Source organism: uncultured Algibacter sp. (genome assembly GCF_947495925.1).
Lineage (GTDB): Bacteria > Bacteroidota > Bacteroidia > Flavobacteriales > Flavobacteriaceae > Algibacter_E.
In genome coordinates, this window is record NZ_CANMAU010000003.1 from 551,474 (window position 1) to 572,886 (window position 21,413).

Consider the following 21,413-nt stretch of genomic DNA (forward strand, 5'->3'; position numbering starts at 1 on the left):
TTTAAATTTTTCAGGATGAAAATTACATTTTATGGTCATGCAAGTCTAGGGATTCAAGTGAATGATATTCATATATTAGTAGATCCTTTTATTTCTGCTAACCCAAAAGCTTCATGTATTGATATCAATAGTTTGAAGGCTGATTATATTTTGGTTACACATGCTCATCAAGATCATATTGTTGATGTTGAGGCCATTGCTAAAAGAACTGGATCTCTTGTTATTTCAAACTTTGAAATTGTTTCTTATTACGAAAAACTAGGTATAGAAGGACACCCAATGAATCATGGAGGAAAATGGAATTTTGAATTTGGGTCAGTTAAATATGTAAATGCGATTCATACGTCTTCATTTCCTGATGGTACTTATGGAGGGCAACCAGGTGGATTCGTTATTGAAGGTGAGCATAAGAATATTTACATTGCAGGAGATACAGCGTTAACTTATGATATGAAGCTAATTCCGCTTCAAACAAAACTTGATTTAGTTGTTTTACCGGTTGGAGATAACTTTACTATGGGTATTGATGATGCTATTTTAGCAAGCGATTTTGTTGACTGTGATAAAATATTGGGTTATCATTTTGATACCTTTGGTTATATTGAAATTGATCATGAAGCCGCAAAGCAAAAATTCTTTGAAAAAGATAAAGATTTAATGCTTCTTGAAATTGGAGAATTTATAGAATTGTAAATGGTAAAAGCTTCCTACAAAAGGTATGTTTTAGAATTTAAGCAGGCTAGTGGCACTTCTCGAGGAGTATTAAAAACTAAAGAAACTTGGTTTCTTATACTAGACTCTAATGATAAGCAAGGTATAGGAGAATGTGCTTTGTTTAGAGGGCTTTCTGCTGATGATAAACCGGATTACGAGGCTAAATTAAAATGGTTGTGTACAAACATTAATCTTGAGCAGAAGACATTACTCCAAGAATTATCAGAATACCCGAGTATACAATTTGGTTTAGAAATGGCTTTAAAATCCTTAGAAAGTCAAAATAAATTCGAACTGTTTCCGTCAAGTTTTACAAATGGGGAAGACTCTATTTCAATTAATGGATTGATTTGGATGGGAGCAGAGGCCTTTATGAAACGGCAGATCAAAGAGAAAATTGAATTGGGCTTTCGTTGTATAAAAATGAAAATAGGAGCGATAGGTTTTGAAACTGAAATTGATTTGATTAAATCGATTAGAAAAGAATTCAGTTCAAATGAAATGGAACTGCGAGTGGATGCAAATGGAGCTTATATGCCTTCTGAAGCTTTAGAGAAATTGAAACGTTTGTCAGAATTGGATTTACATTCGATTGAACAACCCATTAAGCAAGGGCAAGTAGAACAAATGGCTGAATTATGTAATAAAACCCCTTTACCTATTGCCTTAGATGAAGAGCTTATAGGTATATTTGATTTTGAAAAAAAAGAAAAGCTAATTGAAACTATAAAACCACAATATATTATATTGAAACCTAGTTTAATTGGAGGTTTTCAAGGAAGCGATACATGGATAGATATTGCAGAAAACAAAAACACGGGCTGGTGGATTACGAGTGCTTTAGAAAGTAATATTGGGTTAAATGCTATAGCACAATATACATATTCTAAGCAAAGCGCGTTACCCCAAGGATTGGGTACTGGAAGTCTGTTTATAAATAATTTTGAAAGTCCATTAGCAGTAGTAAAAGGACATTTAAAATATAAGAAAGATTTAAAATGGAATTTTAATTTATAGATATGTACATAGAACAAGCATATAAAGGGTTGCATGAGTGGTGGAGATATATAATAGGCGTGCTTATTATATTTATTGCGTGGCAAATTGTTGGTATGATTCCACTGGCAGGAACTGTAATAGCTAAATCTTTTGATGGAGAGTCAGGCATGCCTACAGATATATCTGAAATGATGGACACGTTAGGTAGCAATTTGTTTCTGTTTTTAATGTTAATTTCTTTCGCGGTAGGGCTATTAGGGGTGTTTTTAACCTCTACAAGTTTGCATAAACTTTCAATAAAAAAATTAACAACAACAAGAAAAAAGATCGATTGGAAGCGGTTCTGGTTCATCTTTATTTTATGGGGAATTGTTTCGAGTAGTTTTGTTTTGGTAGATTATTATTTAACACCAGAAGATTATGAGTTAAATTTTAATTTACAACCCTTCTTAATACTCTTGGCTATAGCTGTAGTATTAATTCCGCTACAAACAAGTTTTGAGGAGTACTTTTTTAGGGGGTATTTAATGCAGGGCTTCGGCGTAGTTTTAAGGAATAAATGGGCACCACTTTTATTAACATCAATAGGTTTTGGTTTAATGCATATTGCTAATCCTGAAGTAGAAAAGTTGGGGTACATAATTATGATTTATTATATAGGCACAGGTTTGTTTTTAGGTATTATAACCTTGATGGATGATGGTTTAGAGCTCGCTTTGGGGTTTCATGCAGCTAATAATCTTTTTACGGCGCTATTAGTGTCGGCCGATTGGACAGCACTTCAAACGCATTCTATATTAAAAGATTTGTCAGATCCTAGTGAAATGGCATTAGTTGAAATTTTTGTGCCCGTATTCGTAGTATTCCCCATATTACTTTTTATACTGTCAAAAAAATACAGTTGGACAAATTGGAGAGAGAAGCTTTTGGGAGATGTGGTTGAACAAAATGATCTAGAGGAAATTGGTAATGACGATGCTATCAGTTTTTAAAGAATAGAGAAAAAAAATTAAAACAAAGAAAAAGAAATTCATTATGGTACCAAATTATACTAAAGTACATATAAAATTTAAGTTGGATAACGTAAGCTACAATCATGAAGATTTGATGGAAGTAGCTTATAGTTATGTTAAAGAGGGGTTTAGTTATCAGCAAGAACTAGGAAACTTTTTACTGGACTGGTTGGATGATAAAGATTATATCATGGTTAAAACTTCTGGTTCAACTGGAAAGCCAAAAAACTTAAGAATTAAAAAACAGGCTATGGTAAATTCTGCTATAGCAACAGGTGATTTTTTTAAACTCAAGCCTGGAAGTAAGGTTTTGCATTGTCTGCCTTCAAATTTTATTGCAGGTAAAATGATGATGGTAAGGGCCATCGTTTTAGGGTTGGAATTAGATATGGTAGAACCTTCTAGTTTTCCTTTAATTGATTATGAAAAGGACTATGATTTTTGTGCCTTTACACCTATGCAGTTAAAGAATTTTGCTAAGTATTTAAACAAGATAAAAACAGTTATTGTAGGAGGAGGGCAAGTTTCTAACCCCATTAAAGAATCCATAAAAAATAAGAAACCACATGTATATGAAACGTATGGCATGACAGAAACGGTGTCACACATTGCCATTAAAAGGTTGAACAATTTTGAAGGCTTAGAAAACGAAGCTTATTTTAATACATTGCCTGATATTAATGTATCTAAAGATGATAGAGGGTGTTTAGTTATTGACGCCCCACTTTTGTCTGATGATAAAATTATTACCAATGATATCGTTGAAATACATTCAGACACTTGTTTTGAGTGGTTGGGCAGATTTGATAATGTTATAAATTCTGGTGGAATTAAATTATTTCCGGAAATCATTGAAAAGAAACTTCAAAGTAAAATAAATGAAGAGTTTTTTATAGCTGGAAAGCCTGATGATACTTTTGGTGAAAAATTAGTACTCGTGTTGGAAAGTGATACCAATAATTTAGATGCTTCAATTTTTGATGAGTTAGATAAGTATGAAAAGCCCAAGGAGGTGATTACAATATCTAAATTTAAAGAAACAACATCAGGAAAAATCCATAGAAAAAGAACTTTAGAACAAATTAAGTTTTAGTCGTAACAAGACTTTATTTTTATCTACCAATAGCAAATTATAGTTATGAGTTTTTTTAAACGTGTTTTATCAACCGTAACCGGTATTATTTTATTCTGCTTACTGTGTTTCTGTGGATTAATCTTTTTAGTTTTCGTTTTCGGTTCAAGTTCGGAAGAAGTTGTAACAGTAAAACCTAATTCTGTTTTGGAATTAAAATTAGATTTCCCAATAAAAGATTATGCAGGCAAAACAGAATTTAAACAGTATGCTTTTTTAAATGAAAGCAAAAAGAATGGTCTTTTTAATATCATAGACGCCATAAATTATGCTGCAACTGATGATAAAATTAAAGGGGTATCTATTCCAAATAACTTTATTAATGCAGGAATTTCTCAAACTAAAGCATTGAGAGATGCTCTAAAGAAATTTAAAACTTCAGGTAAGTTTGTGGTTGCTTACGCCGATGTTTATACTCAGAAAGATTATTATTTAAGTTCTGTTGCAGATACTATTTATCTTAATCCAGCTGGAATGATGGAATTTAAAGGTTTATATACTGAACGTTTGTATTTTAAAGACTTTCAAGAAAAGTCAGGACTTAAAATGGAAGTGGTTAGACTAGGTAAATATAAAAGTGCAGTTGAACCATTTTTGAATAATGAAATGAGCGATAATAATAGAGAACAAATCTCGGTATATCTTAATTCGCTATGGAGTTCAATTAAGCATGATATTTCTGAGTCTCGAAAAATTCCAGTTGATCGATTAAATATTATTGCAGATAGCTTACTTGCTAGAAATTCAAATTTGGCTAAAACGTCCAACCTTATTGATAAAGTGGCATTCGAAGATCAATATGTTGATGGGATGAAATCTGCAGTGGGTTTAAAAGCTAGTGACAATTTAAGGAGAGTTACTATTAAAGACTATTCTAAGTATGTTGCTAACAGACTAAAAAGCAACATAAGCACAAATAAAATAGCCGTAGTATATGCCCAAGGCAATATAATTTATGGAGAAGGCGATGAAAGTAATGTGGGGCAAATTTCTATGAATAAGTCGTTAAGACGAGCCAGAAATGATAAGAGGGTTAAGGCTGTAGTGCTAAGAATTAATTCTCCGGGAGGAAGTGCACTTGCTAGTGAGCTTATCTGGAGAGAGATTGAATTAACTAAAAAAGTAAAGCCGGTTATAGTATCCATGGGAGATTTAGCTGCTTCAGGAGGGTATTATATAGCGTGTAATGCAGATAAAATAATTGCAGAACCAACAACGATTACGGGAAGTATTGGTGTTTTTGGTATGCTACCAAATGGAAAAGAATTGGCAGCAAATATGGGTATTAATGCTGAACAAGTTGTTACAAATACTAACGCAGTAACCTATAGTTTCTTCGAACCATTAAATGAAACACAGCGTACATTTATTCAAGAAGGTATTTTAAATATATATAACTTGTTTTCAACTAGAGTGTCAGACGGACGCGGTTTAACAAGAGCTCAGGTCGAAGATATCGCTCAAGGACGAGTTTGGACGGGTACAGATGCCATTAATAATGGTTTGGTAGATGAATTAGGAGGCTTAGATTTAGCGTTGCAAAGAGCTGCTGAAGCCGCTGAAATTAAAGATTATAAAATAAAAGAGTTTCCAATTTTCGAAAAAGACCTTGATAAGGTTTTAGAACAATTTGGGCTAGCAAAAGCTAGAGAGACTATTATAAAAGAAGAACTTGGGGAAGAAAACTATAAAATCTTAAAAGAAATAAAATCAATGACCAATACTAAAGGTATTCAGTTATTGTTTCCTTTTAGCATGGAGATTAAATAGATTAGATTTAAACTGAGATTTATTTTAAAGGCTAAACTTCAAGTTTAGCCTTTAGTTTTACTGTTGCATCTTAAAATAGTAATCTGCTGAATGCTTTCCAGAACCATAAAGCAAGAAGAATGCACAAACCAATAGTGTTATTATAGCGAGGACTAAACTATTCGTATGCATTTCCCCAACAAAATTAATAACTACAGCTCCAATTAAAATAGGTAATTGCGCAATAATTGCCCAACGAGTTAATAAACCAAAAGCAATTAGGATACCACCTATAAAATGAGCAGGAGCCACATAGTGAACTGCTAACATACCTCCAGCCATACTTTGAATAGGTTCAAATAGTTGGGTAAGTATTTCAGTATTTGCCATAAAATTTATGCCTTTAATAAATAGGAAAACACCAAGTGCAACTCTAAGCAAGTCCAATGGAATATATGTGTGTGTATTAGCCCATTTGTTCAATGTTTTTATTGTTCCCATGATTGAAGTTGTTGATTTTCAGTCAATAAGATACGAAAAAATGATGAAATTCTAAAATTAGACCTGCAGTATTCCTAGATTGAAAGGTTTTTTAATAGGTGAATGGTCGGCTGCTTCTATACCCATACTAATCCAAGTTCTGGTATCTAAAGGATCAATTATAGCATCGGTCCAAATACGGGCCGCGGCATAATAAGGAGAGACTTGATTGTCATATCTTGCCTTAATTTTGTTATAAAGTGCGTCTTCTTTTTCTTTGGTGAATTTTTCACCTTGTTTTTCAAGAGATGCTTTTTCTATTTGAAGTAAAACCTTAGCGGCAGAATTTCCACTCATAACAGCTAATTCTGCACTTGGCCATGCAAAAATGAGGTTAGGGTCATAAGCTTTTCCACACATTGCATAGTTTCCAGCGCCATAGCTATTTCCTATAACAACTGTGAATTTTGGAACCACAGAGTTACTCACTGCATTTACCATTTTAGCACCATCTTTAATAATACCGGAATGCTCACTCTTGCTTCCTACCATAAAGCCAGTAACATCTTGCAGAAAAACTATAGGTATTTTCTTTTGATTACAATTGGCAATAAAACGTGTGGCCTTATCTGCAGAATCGTTATATATAACACCCCCAAACTGCATTTCCTTGGGTTTAGTTTTAGAACCTTTAGTTTTAACCAATTTCCTTTGGTTAGCAACAACACCAACAGCCCAACCATCAATTCTTGCGTAACAGGTAATTATAGTTTGACCATATCCAGCTTTATATTCGTCAAACTCAGAATCATCAACCAAACGCTTAATAATTTCATACATATCGTATTGGTCTGCCCTTGATTTTGGGATGATCCCATAAATATCTTGTGGATTATCTTTTGGTTTTTTAGAATGAGATCTATTAAAACCAGCTTTATCGTAATCACCAATTTTATCAATAATGTTTTTAATAGTATCTAACGCATCTTTATCGTCTTTTGCCTTGTAGTCTGTGACGCCAGAAACCTCGCAATGTGTAGTTGCTCCTCCTAAAGTTTCGTTATCAATACTTTCTCCAATGGCAGCCTTAACTAAATAGCTCCCAGCGAGAAAAATACTTCCTGTTTTATCAACAATTAGGGCCTCATCACTCATTATAGGAAGATAGGCTCCACCTGCAACGCAGCTCCCCATAACGGCAGCTATTTGGGTTATTCCCATACTACTCATTATGGCATTATTTCTAAATATGCGTCCAAAGTGCTCCTTGTCAGGAAAAATTTCGTCTTGTAATGGCAGGTAAACGCCTGCAGAATCGACCAAATATATGATAGGTAATTTGTTTTCAATAGCTATTTCTTGAGCACGCAAGTTCTTTTTTCCGGTTATGGGAAACCAAGCACCAGCCTTAACTGTGGCATCATTGGCAACCACAATACATTGTTTCCCTTTTACATAACCTATTTTAACAACAACGCCTCCGGAAGGGCAACCTCCATGTTCAGAATACATATCCTCTCCTGCAAAAGCTCCAATTTCAATAGATTTTGATTTGCTATCTAATAAATAGTTAATACGTTCTCTAGCGGTTAATTTACCTTTTGAATGTAGCTTTTCAATACGTGCTTTTCCACCACCCATCTTAACTTTAGCAAGCCTTTTATTAAGCTCAGAGAGCAGTAGTTTATTATGATCTTCATTTTTATTGAAGTTAATGTCCATGTGTTGTTAGTTTGATGCTAATGTACAAAAGTTTCAAATTTAAAAATTCGAAATCGTTAATGAAATCATAAAATATATTACACGGAATTATATTCCTTGGAAAATAAATTTATTTTGTATACATTTGTACCAGAATTAAAACTTATTACAATGAAAAGAGATAAAATTATTTATTACGTAGCAACAGGATTGTTATCATTATTAATGTTGTTTTCGGTAAGTATGTATTTTTTTAAGCATGAGGATGTTGCTGTAATGTTTACCGGGTTTGGGTATCCAACATATATTATTTATCCTTATGCTATGGCTAAAATTTTAGGAATATTTGCAATTTGGAATCCCAAATTTAAGGTTATAAAGGAATGGGCTTATGCCGGGTTCTTTTTCGCATTTATTTTAGCATTTTTTGCACATTACATGATAGGAGATGGAGAGCAAATGGCTTCAGTAATAGCTATTATATTGCTAATTACTTCTTATATTTTTAACAAAAGAATAAATAATTAATTATGAAAAAAATAATTGCGTTTGCCGGAACTAATAGTAAAGCATCTATAAATAAACAACTCGCTGTTTATGCGTCTAGCTTAGTAGAGCATGTTGATGTTAATGTTCTAGATTTAAATGATTTTGAGTTGCCAATCTATGGTATAGATTTTGAAATTGAACACGGTATTCCAGACAATGCCAGTAAATTTTTAAATCTTATAAAAAATTCAGACGGTATAGTATTATCTTTAGCAGAGCATAACGGTGCTTATGCAACAGTATTTAAAAATATATTTGACTGGATGTCTCGAATAGACGGAAAATTATGGAGTGATAAACCCATGTTACTAATGGCTACTTCACCAGGAGGTAGAGGAGGGGCGTCTGTCTTAGAAGTGGCTCGGGGAAGATTTCCTTACATGGGAGGTAATATTGTTTCAGAATTTAGTCTACCGGAATTTGGATCAAATTTTTCTGAAGGTAAATTAACTAATGATGAACTTAATTCGGAGCTAGTTAAAAGTGTTAAGACATTTCAAGAAGCACTATAGGGTTATATAAAATATGGGTGATATTTCAAAAGACATAAATTCGAAGTTTGCAAATGAAAAAGTGAAAGCTTTAATTAATATTATTTATACTGCAAATTGGATTAATAGTATACAAAATGAGTTTTTTAAACCTTTTGGGATTTCGCCACAACAGTATAATATATTAAGAATTTTAAGAGGAGCAGGCGAACCTTTAAAAGTACAAGTAATTAAAGAACGCATGCTAGAACGGGCTCCTAATGCTACGCGCTTAATGGATAAACTTTGCGCTAAGCAGTTAATTAATCGTTTAGATTGCCCTGATGATAGGCGTGTTGTGCATATAGATATTACTAAAGAAGGCCTTAAGTTACTAGGTGTAATAGAAAAGGATTTTAAAGAAGATTTATTAGAAAACCTAACATTTGAAGAAGCTAAAACCCTGAGTGACCTTTTAGATAAAATTCGATAAAAAAAATTTAAATATATATTTTCCATGGAAAGTAAAAATGTACAATTATGAAATTAAATACAATTAAAACAGTAGGGCGAAGTGATTTTGTAAATATGGGCCCCATACAATTAAGGCAACCCATTCCAACCCAGTATATAGATAATATAGATCCGTTTATACTATTGCATCATTATGGGCCGTACGACATATCGGAACAAAACAATCCGTTTGATTTAGGACCACATCCGCACAGAGGTTTTGAACCTATTACCTTTTTAATTCAAGGTGAACAATTACATCGCGATTCTTTAGGCAATGAGAGTATTGTAAAATCGGGTGATGTACAATGGACCACCGCGGGAAGAGGTATTATTCATGCCGAAGCGCCTACTAAAGAGTTTGTTAAACAAGGAGGTGTTTTAGAAGGTATTCAGCTGTGGTTGAATTTACCGGCAGAAAAGAAAATGATAGATGCCAATTATCAACATGTAAAACATGAAGATTTTAAAGTTGTGGTTTCGGATGATGGGAAAGTCAATGTTTTAATCATTGCAGGGGAACTTGACGGTGTTTATGGGCCCATACAAACCCAAACTCCTGTAAATGCTTTTATGATAGATATTGAATCCGGTGGTGAATATGATATTAAAGTACCCAGCCTACATCAATCTACAATATATTTAATAAAAGGTGATGTATTAATTAATGGTACTGAGAACTTGAAGTTGAATCAGAATCAACTCATTGAGTTTAATAAATACGGGGAAGGTTTTTCTATTAAAGGTAAAGAAAAAAGTAAACTGTTATTTTTATCTGGAACAGCTTTTAATGAGCAAGTGACTACTTATGGACCTTATGTAATGAATACGCAAACCGAAATCATGGAAGCTATGCGTGATTATCAGATGGGAAAAATGGGTTTTCTTCCAGCTAGTTAATGCGTTAGGGATTGAAAAGGAAAGCCCAGAGCGAGGAACGAGCGCGGACTTGTATTGAAAAGCCCTACCTTTTTAGGGTAGCGCCCAAAGCATCTTAAAAAATTTCCTGTTAAAAAAAAAGAATATTATGAAAACAATAGTGCATAAAGCAGATAGCCGTGGTTTTGCAAATCATGGTTGGTTAAAATCTTATCATACGTTTAGCTTTGCAAGTTATCAAAATAAAGAGTGCATGAATTTTGGAGCTCTTAGAGTCCTAAATGATGATATCGTACAATCAAAAATGGGGTTTGGAACGCATCCACACCAAAATATGGAAATTATCTCAATACCTTTGAAGGGAGCTTTATCTCACAAGGATAGCATGGAGAATAAGCGTTCTATTGAAGTAGGAGAAGTGCAGGTGATGAGTGCAGGTACAGGTTTGACGCATTCGGAATTTAATGATAGCAAAACGGAGGATGTGAATTTTTTGCAGCTCTGGATAATTCCTGAGCAGATGGGGGTTGAACCAAATTATGAACAGCGCAAATTTCATGCTGAACATCAAAGGAATAAGCTGCAAACTATTGTTGCCCCTAAGGATAAGCTAGATGGTGATGCCCTTCCAATAAATCAGCAAGCCTACATTTATAGAGCTGACTTAGAAAGTGGTAGGTCAATTTCATTACAAGTTAAAAATAACAACAACGGGCTTTACATTTTTGTGGTGGACGGTAAGGTAGAAGTGAATGGAAATGTATTACTTTCTAGAGATGCCATTGGTGTTTGGGAGAAAGAGCGTATTGATGTTTCTGGAAAGGAAGATTCTAAGATAATTATAATTGAAGTTCCTATGAACTAGTTTAATTATAAGGTTAATAGCTAAAAGCACCCAACTATGGGTGCTTTTTTGTTTAAAAATGCGATATTTGCTTTTACACTAACAACCAAAAATAGGATATAGATTATGGCGATGAATAAAAATACAGTATTAGCTTGGGCTACATGGATAATGATCTTTGTGGGCTTGGGACTTATAGCTATGGGGGCTTTTAAGTATGAAGAAGTAGCAGGATGGGGTTTTGCTGCAGTTGGCATTGGTTTTTTTGCAGTAGCATGGGTTTTTAATGCTTTAAAAGGAAGAGTATAATGAGTGATGATAAAAAAATAATTTTTTCAATGTCTGGGTTAACCAAGACATTTCAGAGTGCAAATACACCTGTTTTAAAAAACATACACCTAAGTTTCTTTTATGGAGCTAAAATTGGCATACTAGGGCTAAATGGTTCTGGTAAATCTACTTTATTGAAGATTATAGCTGGTGTTGATAAAAATTATCAAGGCGATGTTGTGTTTTCGCAAGATTACTCCGTTGGGTATTTAGAGCAAGAGCCTAAGCTCGATAATGATAAAACCGTTATGGAAGTAGTTCGTGAGGGTGCGGCTGAAACAGTAGCTATTCTTGATGAATACAATAATATCAATGATCAGTTTGGTTTAGAAGAAGTGTATTCTGATCCTGATAAGATGGAGAAGTTAATGAACCGACAGGCAGAGCTTCAAGATCAAATTGATGCAGCAGGCGCGTGGGAACTTGATACAAAACTAGAAATAGCCATGGATGCTTTACGTACTCCGGATGGCGATAAGAAAATAGGCGTTTTATCAGGAGGAGAAAAACGTAGAGTAGCCTTATGTCGTTTACTTTTAAAAGAACCCGATGTTTTGTTATTAGATGAGCCTACCAACCATTTAGATGCAGAATCTGTACATTGGTTGGAGCATCATTTGGCGCAATATAAAGGAACAGTTATTGCGGTAACTCACGATAGATACTTTTTAGATAATGTGGCTGGTTGGATTTTAGAGCTGGATAGAGGGGAAGGGATTCCTTGGAAAGGGAATTATTCATCTTGGTTAGATCAAAAGTCTAAGCGCATGGCTCAGGAAGGTAAGGCTGCCTCTAAGCGACAAAAGACATTAGAACGTGAGTTGGAATGGGTTCGTCAAGGAGCTAAGGGACGTCAAACCAAGCAAAAGGCACGTTTAAAGAATTATGATAAATTAATGAGTCAAGATCAAAAGCAGCTTGATGAAAAACTAGAAATATATATTCCAAATGGACCTCGTTTAGGAACAAACGTTATCGAAGCAAAAGGGGTTGCAAAAGGTTATGACGATAAATTATTATATGATGATTTAAGTTTTAACTTACCACAAGCTGGAATTGTTGGTATTATAGGACCCAATGGTGCTGGTAAAACGACCATTTTTAGAATGATAATGGGAGAAGAGACGCCTGACAAAGGTGAATTTGTTGTAGGTGAAACGGCTAAACTAGCTTATGTAGATCAGAAGCATTCTAATATAGATTCTGAAAAAACCATTTGGCAAAACTTTAGTGATGAGCAAGAGTTGATTATGATGGGGGGTAAGCAAGTAAATTCGCGAGCTTATTTAAGTCGTTTTAATTTCTCGGGAAGTGAGCAAAATAAAAAGGTAAACTTGCTCTCTGGAGGGGAGCGTAACCGTTTGCATTTAGCTATGACTTTGAAAGAAGAAGGTAATGTGTTACTTTTAGATGAGCCTACTAACGACCTTGATGTAAATACATTACGAGCATTAGAAGAAGGTTTGGAAAACTTTGCTGGTTGTGCTGTGGTGATTAGTCATGACCGTTGGTTTTTAGATAGAATTTGCACACATATTTTGGCATTTGAAGGGGACTCTCAAGTTTATTTCTTTGAAGGTAGCTTTTCTGATTATGAAGAAAATAAAAAGAAGCGCCTTGGAGGTGATTTGATGCCTAAACGAATTAAATATAGAAAATTAGTAAGATAAAAAGTAGAAGACGCTCACTTAAAAGTGGGCGTTTTTTACTTTATAGATGTGGGCTTAACCTAGTTTGAAATTTGACTCCTCATGAATCATTTCAATGCTTTAAGGTGTTTGTTAATCAAATTCAGTTAAATTATTCGCATATTGTTCTTCTGACGTGATATTGTAAAGAAGTGAGTCATTATTCTTTTTTAAGAATATAATTAATAAAATGATAATATCGAAAATAGCAATAAAAATTATCGAACTTATATAAGCAAATTTTTCCTATTTATTATCGTACATGTGGCCGTCAGTGAAATCTTTATAGTCATTCTCGTCAGGCATTTTAGTATCCATACTATTTAAACGCTCATTTTCTTTTTTAAGTTTATATGATTTTCTAACCCCAAGAATTAACAGAATAGCAAAGAAAACCACCACAATAACCAAAACGTTCACAACGTAAGACTGATCAATAAGAGCAAATGTTAAAAAAATAGTAATTAGTTGGTTGAGAAACATGAAACGTGCACATTTGGGTTAATAGCTTACCAAATATAGTGCATTTTATTCATTAGTATGTGTTAAAAATCGTATAGTTTTTTACATTAAAATGTTAATAACATGAACTAAATCAAAGTAATACATATTAGTTATATTTAAATATAAAAACGATAAGAATTATTAAATTATGAATAATGATAGAGTAAAAGAAATAAAAAGCACCTTGCTTTCTGATAACTACTATGTTTTAAAGAAATTAAATTTTAATTATTTAATGAAAAACGGTACTTGGGTGAACCAAATGCGAGAAGTTTATGATAGAGGAGACGGTGCTGGCATATTACTATATAATAAAACAAAGAAAACGGTCATTCTTACAAAACAATTTAGAATGCCAACTTATATGAACGACAATGATGACGGTTTTTTAATTGAGATTTGTGCAGGAATGCTAGATAAAGATAATCCAGAAGCTTGTATTATACGTGAAACAGAAGAGGAAGTGGGGTATAGAATAAAAGAGGTTAAAAAAGTATATGAAGCCTACTCTTCTCCAGGAGTAATGACTGAAAAAATGCATTTCTTTGTTGGTGAGTATACAGATGACATGAAGGTTAGTGATGGAGGTGGTTTAGATATAGAACATGAAGATATAGAAGTTTTGGAATGGAAATTTGAAGAAGTAATTAAAATGCTTAACACCGGGAAAATATATGATACTAGAACAATTGTTTTACTTCAATATGCCCAAATCCATCGTCTAATGGAGTAGAATATCGAGTATTTATTTTCAATTGAATTATATGCCGCAAAAATCCAAGTTTATGAAAATAGTTGTAAAGGGCTAATATTCGATCATGCCCATTGTCAAAAACCATTTGTTTTCTGAATAAAGCCTTAAATGCTTATCATGTTTATGGATTCTAATTATTTTTGAAAAAATAATAATAAAATATGATTTTAAAGAAAAAATTATTTGGACGAGGTTTTTTGTTTCTTTTGTCTTTCAGCATGATTTTTATGAATTTAGAAAGTTGCAGCAGTGATGATTCTAAGGAGGGGCCAGGACAAGAGATTAAAGATGATAAACCTGTTGCTGCAGATGATACTTTAACTGTAGAAGAAAATAGTGCAGCAGGAACTGTTAATCAAGTTACCGTTTCAGAGAATGACGATTTGGGAGATGACGGAGGCAGTACAGATAATTATGAATTACTAACTGATCCTTCAAATGGTACAGTAACGGAAATTAGTGATGGCGTTTTTGAATATATACCTAATACAAATTTTTTTGGAGATGATTCTTTTACTTATGAGCTATCTGATAAAGATGGTGATACGGACTCTGCTACAGTAAAAATCACTGTAACTGAGTATGAACCACCTGCATCTGCATTTAACAATTTAAATCCTGATTTTCCGTCATTTGTTTCTGTTGAAAACACGACACCTGCAGATAAGAAATGGGTAAAACAAGAAGCAATGTCTGACGAGTTTGATGCCTGGGATGGGTCAAAATGGTTTAAATCTACTTGGCATTATAATGTTCCAGTTTTTATGACAACAGACAATTCTAATTCGGGTGTTAATGATGGAAAGTTATGGATAAAGGCAACATTAAATGAGAGTAATGCAAATGGGAGATGGTTTCAAACGGCAAGAATTCATTCCAGAACAAAAATAAAATATCCAATGTATACAGAAGCAAGGATAAAAACGGCTCATATTTCAGCCTTCAATACTTACTGGCTAAATAATGGTAATAGTGCTAATAGAGATGAAATTGATATTATCGAAAATAATTCTAAGCCTACTTGTACAAATTGTGCGGCAGATGATTATCCTAATAAAATGAAATCTCATTATCATCAAACAGATGAAAATGAAGTTCCAAATTGGATTAGACATGGAGGTGATTTTTATAGAGAAGATTTATCATCTACAAACCCGTTAAGAGATAAAGGCTGGAACGAAGAGTATCACATTTATGGTGCTTGGTGGAAAGACTCTAAAAATGTTCAATTTTATTTAGATGGGGAGCCTGCGGGAAGTATAGTTGTTGGCGAACATTGGGATGACAACACCTATGATAGAGAGTTTACAAGAGATTTAGAAATTATCTTTGATTTGTGGACAAACGAAGCAGATTGGTTAGGAGGCTTACCTCCAAAATCTGATTTAGATGATGATTCTATCAATACAATGAGAATAGATTGGGTTAGAACCTGGGAATTAGAGGATGAATAGTTTATTATGAGTTTTTAATTTATCTAAGGGGAGTTTAAGAACTCCCTTTTTTTCTTCAAATCCAGCAAAGGTTTAAAATATGTAGGGTAATTATAGCTCCTCAATTTCAATATAGAAATTACTTTTCGTACGTGGTTATGACATATTTACGTAAATGATTTAACTAGACATAAACTAAACAGGGGAGCACTTTAACTAAAGATTAAAAGTTTTTTTGTATTTTTTTAAAATTTGCGCAAACTAAAATAATAAAGACAAAAAGCTATGTTAAAAAGAAAATTATTGTATTTGTTTGTATTCGTAATGTTTGCTAGTTGTAGCAGTGACAATAATTCTACAGATAACCCTCCAAACATCGATGATACTCCAGTTGCTGTAGACGATACTTTAACTGTTGAAGAAGATAGTGTTTCGGGAACGGCAAACCAAGTAACGGTGTCTGCAAATGATGATTTAGGTGATGACGGTGGCGACGACGATAACTATGCCTTAGTTTCTGCTCCAACAGAAGGAACAGTAACAGAAGTTAGTGATGGTGTATTTGAATATATTCCTAATGCTGATTTTTTGGGTGCTGATAGTTTCACTTATACTCTTACAGATGCAGATGGGGATACTGATACAGCTACAGTTACTATTAATGTAAACGAACGTGAGCTTACTGCAGAAGACTTTAGTAATATTAATCCTGATTTCCCTTCTTTTGTTTCAATAGATGACACAACACCTAATGATAAGAAATGGGTTAAACTAGAATCAATGTCTGATGAATTTGACGCATGGGATTCTAATAAGTGGTTTAAATCAACTTGGAATTATGGTTTTCCTGTAAACGTGGTTAATTCTAACGAAAATTCTGGTGTTGCTGACGGTAAATTATGGATTAAAGCAACATTAAGTGAATCTGATCCTGATGGCAGATGGTTTCATACTTCTAGAATTCATTCAAAAGCAGAATCAAGTTATCCAATGTATGCAGAGGCCAGTATTAAAACCGCTCATATTTCAGCTTACAATACATTTTGGATGAATAAAGGAACCGCTGGAGGGACTTATAGAGATGAAATTGATATTATAGAAAATAATTCAAATCCATCATGTACTAATTGTCAAGCAGATTTGTATCCACAACAAATGAACTCGCAATATTTTCATGCTGATGCTGACTTGGAGCCAAATGAAATAAGAAACAAAGACAACTTTTTAAGGTCAGATTTGTCTGTAGCAAATCCGTTACGAAATGTTGGTTGGAATGAGGACTACCATACCTATGGTGTGTGGTGGAAAGATGAAAGAAATATTCAATTTTATCTTGATGGTGAACCTGCTGGAAGTGTTGTTGTTGGAGAACATAATGATGGAACATCTCACCCAGATAGATTTTTTACAAGAGAACTTGAAATTATCTTTGATTTGTGGACGAATGAAGCAGGTTGGTTAGGAGGTTTACCGCCAAAATCTGATTTGGGAGATGACAGTATTAATACAATGCGGGTGGATTGGGTAAGAACTTGGAAATTAGAGGATGAATAGTTTATTATGAGTTTTTAATTTATCTAAGGGGAGTTTAAGAACTCCCTTTTTTTCTTCAAACCCAACAAAGGTTTAAAATATGTAGGGTAGTTATAGCTCCTCAATTTCAATATAGAAATTACTTTTCGTACGTGGTTATGACATATTTCCGTAAATGATTTAACTAGACATAAACTAAACAGGGGAGCACTTTAACTAAAGATTAAAAGTTTTTTGTATTTTTTTTTTAAAATTTGCGCAAACTAAAATAATAAAGACAAAAAGCTATGTTAAAAAGAAAATTATTGTATTTGTTTGTATTCGTAATGTTTGCTAGTTGTAGCAGTGACGATAATTCTACAGATAACCCTCCAAACATCGATGATACTCCAGTTGCTGTAGACGATACTTTAACTGTTGAAGAAGATAGTGTTTCGGGAACGGCAAACCAAGTAACGGTGTCTGCAAATGATGATTTAGGTGATGATGGAGGCGGTAGCGATAACTACTCATTATTATCAAATGCTTCCAATGGTACCGTAACAGAAGTTAGTGATGGTGTTTTTGAATATATCCCTAATGCTGATTTTAATGGTACAGATAGTTTTACCTACGAAATTTCGGACAAGGATGGAGATAAAGATAGTGCTACAGTGAGTATTACTGTTAATGATGTTCCTGATGGTCCTACAGCTGAAGATTTCAATAATATAGACCCAAATTTTCCGTCGTTTGTATCAATTGATGATACCACCCCTGATGGTAAAAAATGGATAAAATATGAAAGCATGTCAGATGAATTTGACGCATGGGATGGCTCAAAATGGTTTAAATCGACATGGCATTATGGTGTTCCAGTTTGGATGTCAACTTCTAATGCTAATTCAGGTGTTGCCGATGGAAAGTTATGGATTAAGCCAACAGTTAACGAATCAAACCCAGAGGGCAGATGGTTTCAAACATCAAGAATACATAGTAGAGCCAAAACAAAATATCCTATGTACACAGAAGCTAGTATAAAAACTTGCCATATATCTGCATACAATACTTACTGGCTAAATAATGGAGATAGTAAAAATAGGGATGAAATAGATATCATTGAAAACAATTCAAATCCCTCTTGTACTAATTGTGATGCTACGGCTTTTCCAACTCAAATGAATTCACAATATTTTCAAGCTGATGAGAATGAAGAACCTCAAACTATTAGAAATTATGGTAGATTTCCAAGGTCCGGTTTATCTGATACTAATCCTCTTAAAAATATAGGTTGGAATGAAGATTATCATGTGTATGGATGTTTGTGGATAGACTCTAAGAATGTTCAGTTTTATCTTGACGGAGAGCCTGCAGGTAGTGTAGTTGTAGGAGAACATTTAGATAATAATAGTTATGATAGAGAATTTACAAGAGAATTGGAAATAATTTTTGATGTATGGACTAATTCAGCTGGTTGGTTAGGAGGATTACCTAATAAATCAGATTTAGAAGATGATAGTAACAATACCATGAGAATTGATTGGGTAAGAACATGGAAGTTAGAAGATGAATAGCAATCAAGGCTAACATTATATTATTTAAAGTGATATATACGAAAAAAGGGGGGAAGCCCTTAACTCCCCCTTTTTGTATTCAATGGATGGGCTGGGGCGAATCAAATTACAGTTGTATTTTTATAACTTTAACTATATAGTGTGGATTTTACTGGACAATAATTGAATTGTTTAGGTTTTGTTGAGGTGTTTTATAAAAAAAATAAAACATTAAATTTTAATTTCGTAACAAATTGTTAAACTAAAAAAATTAAGATGTTAAAAAGAATTTCTTTAAGCTTATTAATAGCATTTACCGTTTTTATTGCTGGATGTAGCAGTGATAATGGCACTCCTCAAGAACTAAATAGCAAACCTGTTGCTGGAAATGATACTTTAACCGTTATTGAAAACAGTGTTTCTGGAACTGGAAATCAAGTAACAGTTTCGGCCAATGATAATTTGGGTGATGATGGAGGAACTAGCGATAATTATTCATTATTGTCAAACCCTTCTAATGGAACTGTAACAGAGGTTAGTGATGGGGTTTTTGAATATATACCTAATACCGATTTTGTTGGAACAGATAGCTTTACATATGAAATTTCAGATATTGACGGAGATAAGTCAACAGGAACTGTAAATGTTACTGTTAATGAGTATATACCAACTGCCGAGGATTTTAATAACATAGATCCTAACTTCCCATCTTTCGTTTCAATAGATAATACAACTCCTGATGGAAAAAAATGGACTAAAGTAGAAGCGCTTTCAGACGAATTTGATACATGGGATGATTCTAAATGGTACAATTCCTTTTGGAATTATGGTGGTACCCCTGTCTGGATGAGAAGTGAAAATTCTGGTGTTGAGGATGGTAAGTTTTACATAAAGGCTACATTACGTAATCACCCAACACAGTGGTTTCAAACCGCCAGAGTTCATTCAAAAATGAAAATAAGCTACCCGATGTATACGGAGTGTAGTATGAAAACAGCTCATATATCGGCTTTTAATACGTTTTGGATGAATAATGGCGATATTGATAATCGTGATGAAATAGATATTGTAGAGAATAATTCTAACCCTACTGCAGAATGCAGAGACCAATCAACAAAGCCAAGTAATTTTCCTTGGACACCTTGGGATTTCCCAACGCAAATGAATTCTCAATATTTTATTGCCGAAAATGGAAATACGATAAGGCATGAAGATAATTATGATACAAGATTATTACTAGATACTAACCCGAAAAAGGATAAAACATGGAATGAAGTGTATCACACTGTGGGAGTATGGTGGATAGATGATAGAAATATTCAATTTTATTTAGATGGTGAGCCAGCTGGTAAGTTAACTACTGGTAAAGCTTTTACTAGAGAATTAGAATTAATTTGGGATTTATGGACCTTTGAAGATTGTAATATAGGAGGCTTACCAGAAAAAGAAGATTTGAATGATGATTCCATTAACACCATGCGAGTGGATTGGGTGAGAACATGGAAGTTAGAGGACGAATAAGAATAAGATCAAATTATAATTTCATTTTAAAAACGGAGCACATATAGCTCCGTTTTTTTATTAATAATAGTTTGACTTAATAAATTAAAATAGCAACTCCATTTTTATGTCACTTCTCTTATAAGGGGAATTGGTTTCTAACGGTACTTCTATAAATCCATATTTCCGATATAGATAAATAGCATTTTCTAATTCTCTATTTGAATAAAGGATTAATTTGGGTAATCCTAACTCTTTCGCAAAATCAATACAGTATTGAAGTAACTGTTGGCCAATTTTTTTCCCTCTTTTTTCTGGAGATACTGCCATTTTGGTTAATTCAAACAGGCCGTTTTTACCTATGGGCATTAAGGCAACCGTACCTATAACTTGATCATTTATAAGGGCAAAAAAGATATGTCCGCCTTTATTAATAATATATTGTTTGGGCTTACTGAGTACTTCATTATCATAAGATTCAACATAAAAATAAGTTTTTAACCATTCCACGTTTAATTCGTAAAATTTTTTTGCGTACGAATTGCTAAATGGAACAATCTGAATACCATTTTTCGATTCAAGGTTTATTTTATCAATTATATTTTGGCTAAAATTTTTGCGACTAAGTTTATTTTCTAGACTATTTAAATGCTCAATTAAAGAAGAGGAACTTTCAAGTGTATATTCTTTAATGACTTCTTCAATGCCCTTCCATATAGGCTTTAAAATTTTTAGCGTGTCATGGCCTTTGGTTGAAAGTTGAATGATTTTTTTGCGCTTGTCAAGTTTATCTGCTTTATAAACAATAAGATTTTTATTTATTAATTTGTTTAAAGCTTGTGTGATTGCTGGCTGAGAGAATTGAAGTGAATTTTGGATTTCTGAATTTGTAATACCATTTTTATTGGCAATAATCTTAAATATAGGGAACAGGTAAGGATCAAAATCTACATTAAAATGATTATATACGATTTGGGTTTCTTTCATAAGATATTCACTTACTCGTTTTAATCTAGAGCCTAATCCTAATTCTCCATAACCTGTTAAAGCATCCATTGTATTTGTGTTTATATAAGTACTTATGCAAATATAGAAT

Annotated in this window: 21 protein-coding genes; 17 read left to right on the forward strand and 4 right to left on the reverse strand. The window is 33.4% G+C overall.

The features are described from left to right. Positions 1–15 precede the first annotated feature (15 nt). From Q0857_RS08730 to sppA, 5 genes are read left to right on the forward strand one after another with little or no spacing between them, the layout of a single operon-like run. A complete protein-coding gene (locus Q0857_RS08730; RefSeq protein ID WP_298533915.1) occupies positions 16–693 on the forward strand; it encodes a metal-dependent hydrolase in 678 nt (225 codons plus the stop codon). After that, a complete protein-coding gene (locus Q0857_RS08735) occupies positions 694–1,731 on the forward strand; it encodes an o-succinylbenzoate synthase (protein WP_298533917.1) in 1,038 nt (345 codons plus the stop codon). Positions 1,732–1,733: 2 nt separating this feature from the next. Then, positions 1,734–2,705, forward strand: coding sequence for a CPBP family intramembrane glutamic endopeptidase (locus Q0857_RS08740; RefSeq protein ID WP_298533920.1), 972 nt, complete (start codon positions 1,734–1,736; stop codon positions 2,703–2,705). 43 nt (positions 2,706–2,748) lie between these two features. Next, positions 2,749–3,819: an AMP-binding protein gene (locus Q0857_RS08745; protein ID WP_298533922.1), complete on the forward strand. Its 1,071-nt coding sequence runs from the start codon at positions 2,749–2,751 to the stop codon at positions 3,817–3,819. Positions 3,820–3,864: 45 nt separating this feature from the next. Further along, positions 3,865–5,628, forward strand: coding sequence for a signal peptide peptidase SppA (sppA, locus tag Q0857_RS08750; RefSeq protein ID WP_298533925.1), 1,764 nt, complete (start codon positions 3,865–3,867; stop codon positions 5,626–5,628). 57 nt (positions 5,629–5,685) lie between these two features. Here the strand turns inward: sppA and Q0857_RS08755 are convergent, their stop codons facing one another. Together Q0857_RS08755 and Q0857_RS08760 are read right to left on the reverse strand one after the other, a co-directional pair. After that, the gene (locus Q0857_RS08755; protein ID WP_298533927.1) at positions 5,686–6,108 is read right to left on the reverse strand and encodes a DoxX family protein; all 423 of its coding nucleotides are present in this window, start codon (positions 6,106–6,108) and stop codon (positions 5,686–5,688) included. A gap of 57 nt (positions 6,109–6,165) precedes the next feature. After that, complete coding sequence (locus Q0857_RS08760; protein ID WP_298533930.1) at positions 6,166–7,809, reverse strand: acyl-CoA carboxylase subunit beta; 1,644 nt, start codon at positions 7,807–7,809, stop codon at positions 6,166–6,168. 150 nt (positions 7,810–7,959) lie between these two features. Here Q0857_RS08760 and Q0857_RS08765 point away from each other — a divergent pair, with 150 nt between their 5' ends. The 7 genes from Q0857_RS08765 to ettA all read left to right on the forward strand — a co-directional run bounded on the left by Q0857_RS08765 (position 7,960) and on the right by ettA (position 13,043). Further along, positions 7,960–8,316 carry a DoxX family protein gene (locus tag Q0857_RS08765; RefSeq protein ID WP_298533933.1) on the forward strand — a complete coding sequence of 119 codons (357 nt, stop codon included), beginning with the start codon at positions 7,960–7,962 and terminating at the stop codon, positions 8,314–8,316. A 2-nt stretch (positions 8,317–8,318) separates the two neighbouring features. Continuing rightward, on the forward strand, positions 8,319–8,849 hold the full coding sequence (locus tag Q0857_RS08770; RefSeq protein WP_298533936.1) for an NADPH-dependent FMN reductase: 531 nt from the start codon (positions 8,319–8,321) through the stop codon (positions 8,847–8,849). Positions 8,850–8,862: 13 nt separating this feature from the next. Further along, positions 8,863–9,300 carry a MarR family transcriptional regulator gene (locus tag Q0857_RS08775; protein ID WP_298533939.1) on the forward strand — a complete coding sequence of 146 codons (438 nt, stop codon included), beginning with the start codon at positions 8,863–8,865 and terminating at the stop codon, positions 9,298–9,300. Positions 9,301–9,347: 47 nt separating this feature from the next. After that, a complete protein-coding gene (locus Q0857_RS08780; RefSeq protein ID WP_298533941.1) occupies positions 9,348–10,220 on the forward strand; it encodes a pirin family protein in 873 nt (290 codons plus the stop codon). Positions 10,221–10,347: 127 nt separating this feature from the next. Further along, positions 10,348–11,064, forward strand: coding sequence for a pirin family protein (locus tag Q0857_RS08785; protein ID WP_298533943.1), 717 nt, complete (start codon positions 10,348–10,350; stop codon positions 11,062–11,064). Between the two features lie 105 nt (positions 11,065–11,169). After that, positions 11,170–11,352, forward strand: a complete 183-nt coding sequence (locus tag Q0857_RS08790) for a CAL67264 family membrane protein (protein ID WP_298533946.1) — start codon at positions 11,170–11,172, stop codon at positions 11,350–11,352. Continuing rightward, complete coding sequence (ettA, locus tag Q0857_RS08795; protein ID WP_298533948.1) at positions 11,352–13,043, forward strand: energy-dependent translational throttle protein EttA; 1,692 nt, start codon at positions 11,352–11,354, stop codon at positions 13,041–13,043. Before Q0857_RS08790 ends, ettA begins: the two co-directional genes overlap by 1 nt. A 264-nt stretch (positions 13,044–13,307) precedes the next feature. Here the strand turns inward: ettA and Q0857_RS08800 are convergent, their stop codons facing one another. Then, on the reverse strand, positions 13,308–13,544 hold the full coding sequence (locus Q0857_RS08800) for a hypothetical protein (protein ID WP_298533951.1): 237 nt from the start codon (positions 13,542–13,544) through the stop codon (positions 13,308–13,310). A 169-nt stretch (positions 13,545–13,713) separates the two neighbouring features. On the opposite strand from Q0857_RS08800, the gene Q0857_RS08805 reads away from it, so the two are divergent. The 5 genes from Q0857_RS08805 (at position 13,714) to Q0857_RS08825 (ending at position 20,338) form a co-directional block, all read left to right on the forward strand. Further along, positions 13,714–14,298 carry an NUDIX domain-containing protein gene (locus Q0857_RS08805; protein WP_298533953.1) on the forward strand — a complete coding sequence of 195 codons (585 nt, stop codon included), beginning with the start codon at positions 13,714–13,716 and terminating at the stop codon, positions 14,296–14,298. A gap of 248 nt (positions 14,299–14,546) precedes the next feature. After that, entirely contained in the window at positions 14,547–15,773 is a 1,227-nt protein-coding gene (locus tag Q0857_RS08810; protein ID WP_298533955.1) for an Ig-like domain-containing protein, read from the forward strand. Positions 15,774–16,037: 264 nt separating this feature from the next. Beyond that, complete coding sequence (locus Q0857_RS08815) at positions 16,038–17,306, forward strand: Ig-like domain-containing protein (protein WP_298533958.1); 1,269 nt, start codon at positions 16,038–16,040, stop codon at positions 17,304–17,306. Between the two features lie 266 nt (positions 17,307–17,572). Further along, complete coding sequence (locus Q0857_RS08820; protein ID WP_298533960.1) at positions 17,573–18,838, forward strand: Ig-like domain-containing protein; 1,266 nt, start codon at positions 17,573–17,575, stop codon at positions 18,836–18,838. A gap of 255 nt (positions 18,839–19,093) precedes the next feature. After that, positions 19,094–20,338 carry an Ig-like domain-containing protein gene (locus Q0857_RS08825; protein ID WP_298533962.1) on the forward strand — a complete coding sequence of 415 codons (1,245 nt, stop codon included), beginning with the start codon at positions 19,094–19,096 and terminating at the stop codon, positions 20,336–20,338. A gap of 84 nt (positions 20,339–20,422) precedes the next feature. On the opposite strand, the gene Q0857_RS08830 is transcribed toward Q0857_RS08825, so the two are convergent. Continuing rightward, positions 20,423–21,373, reverse strand: a complete 951-nt coding sequence (locus tag Q0857_RS08830) for a bifunctional helix-turn-helix transcriptional regulator/GNAT family N-acetyltransferase (protein WP_298533964.1) — start codon at positions 21,371–21,373, stop codon at positions 20,423–20,425. Between the last annotated feature and the right edge of the window lie 40 nt (positions 21,374–21,413).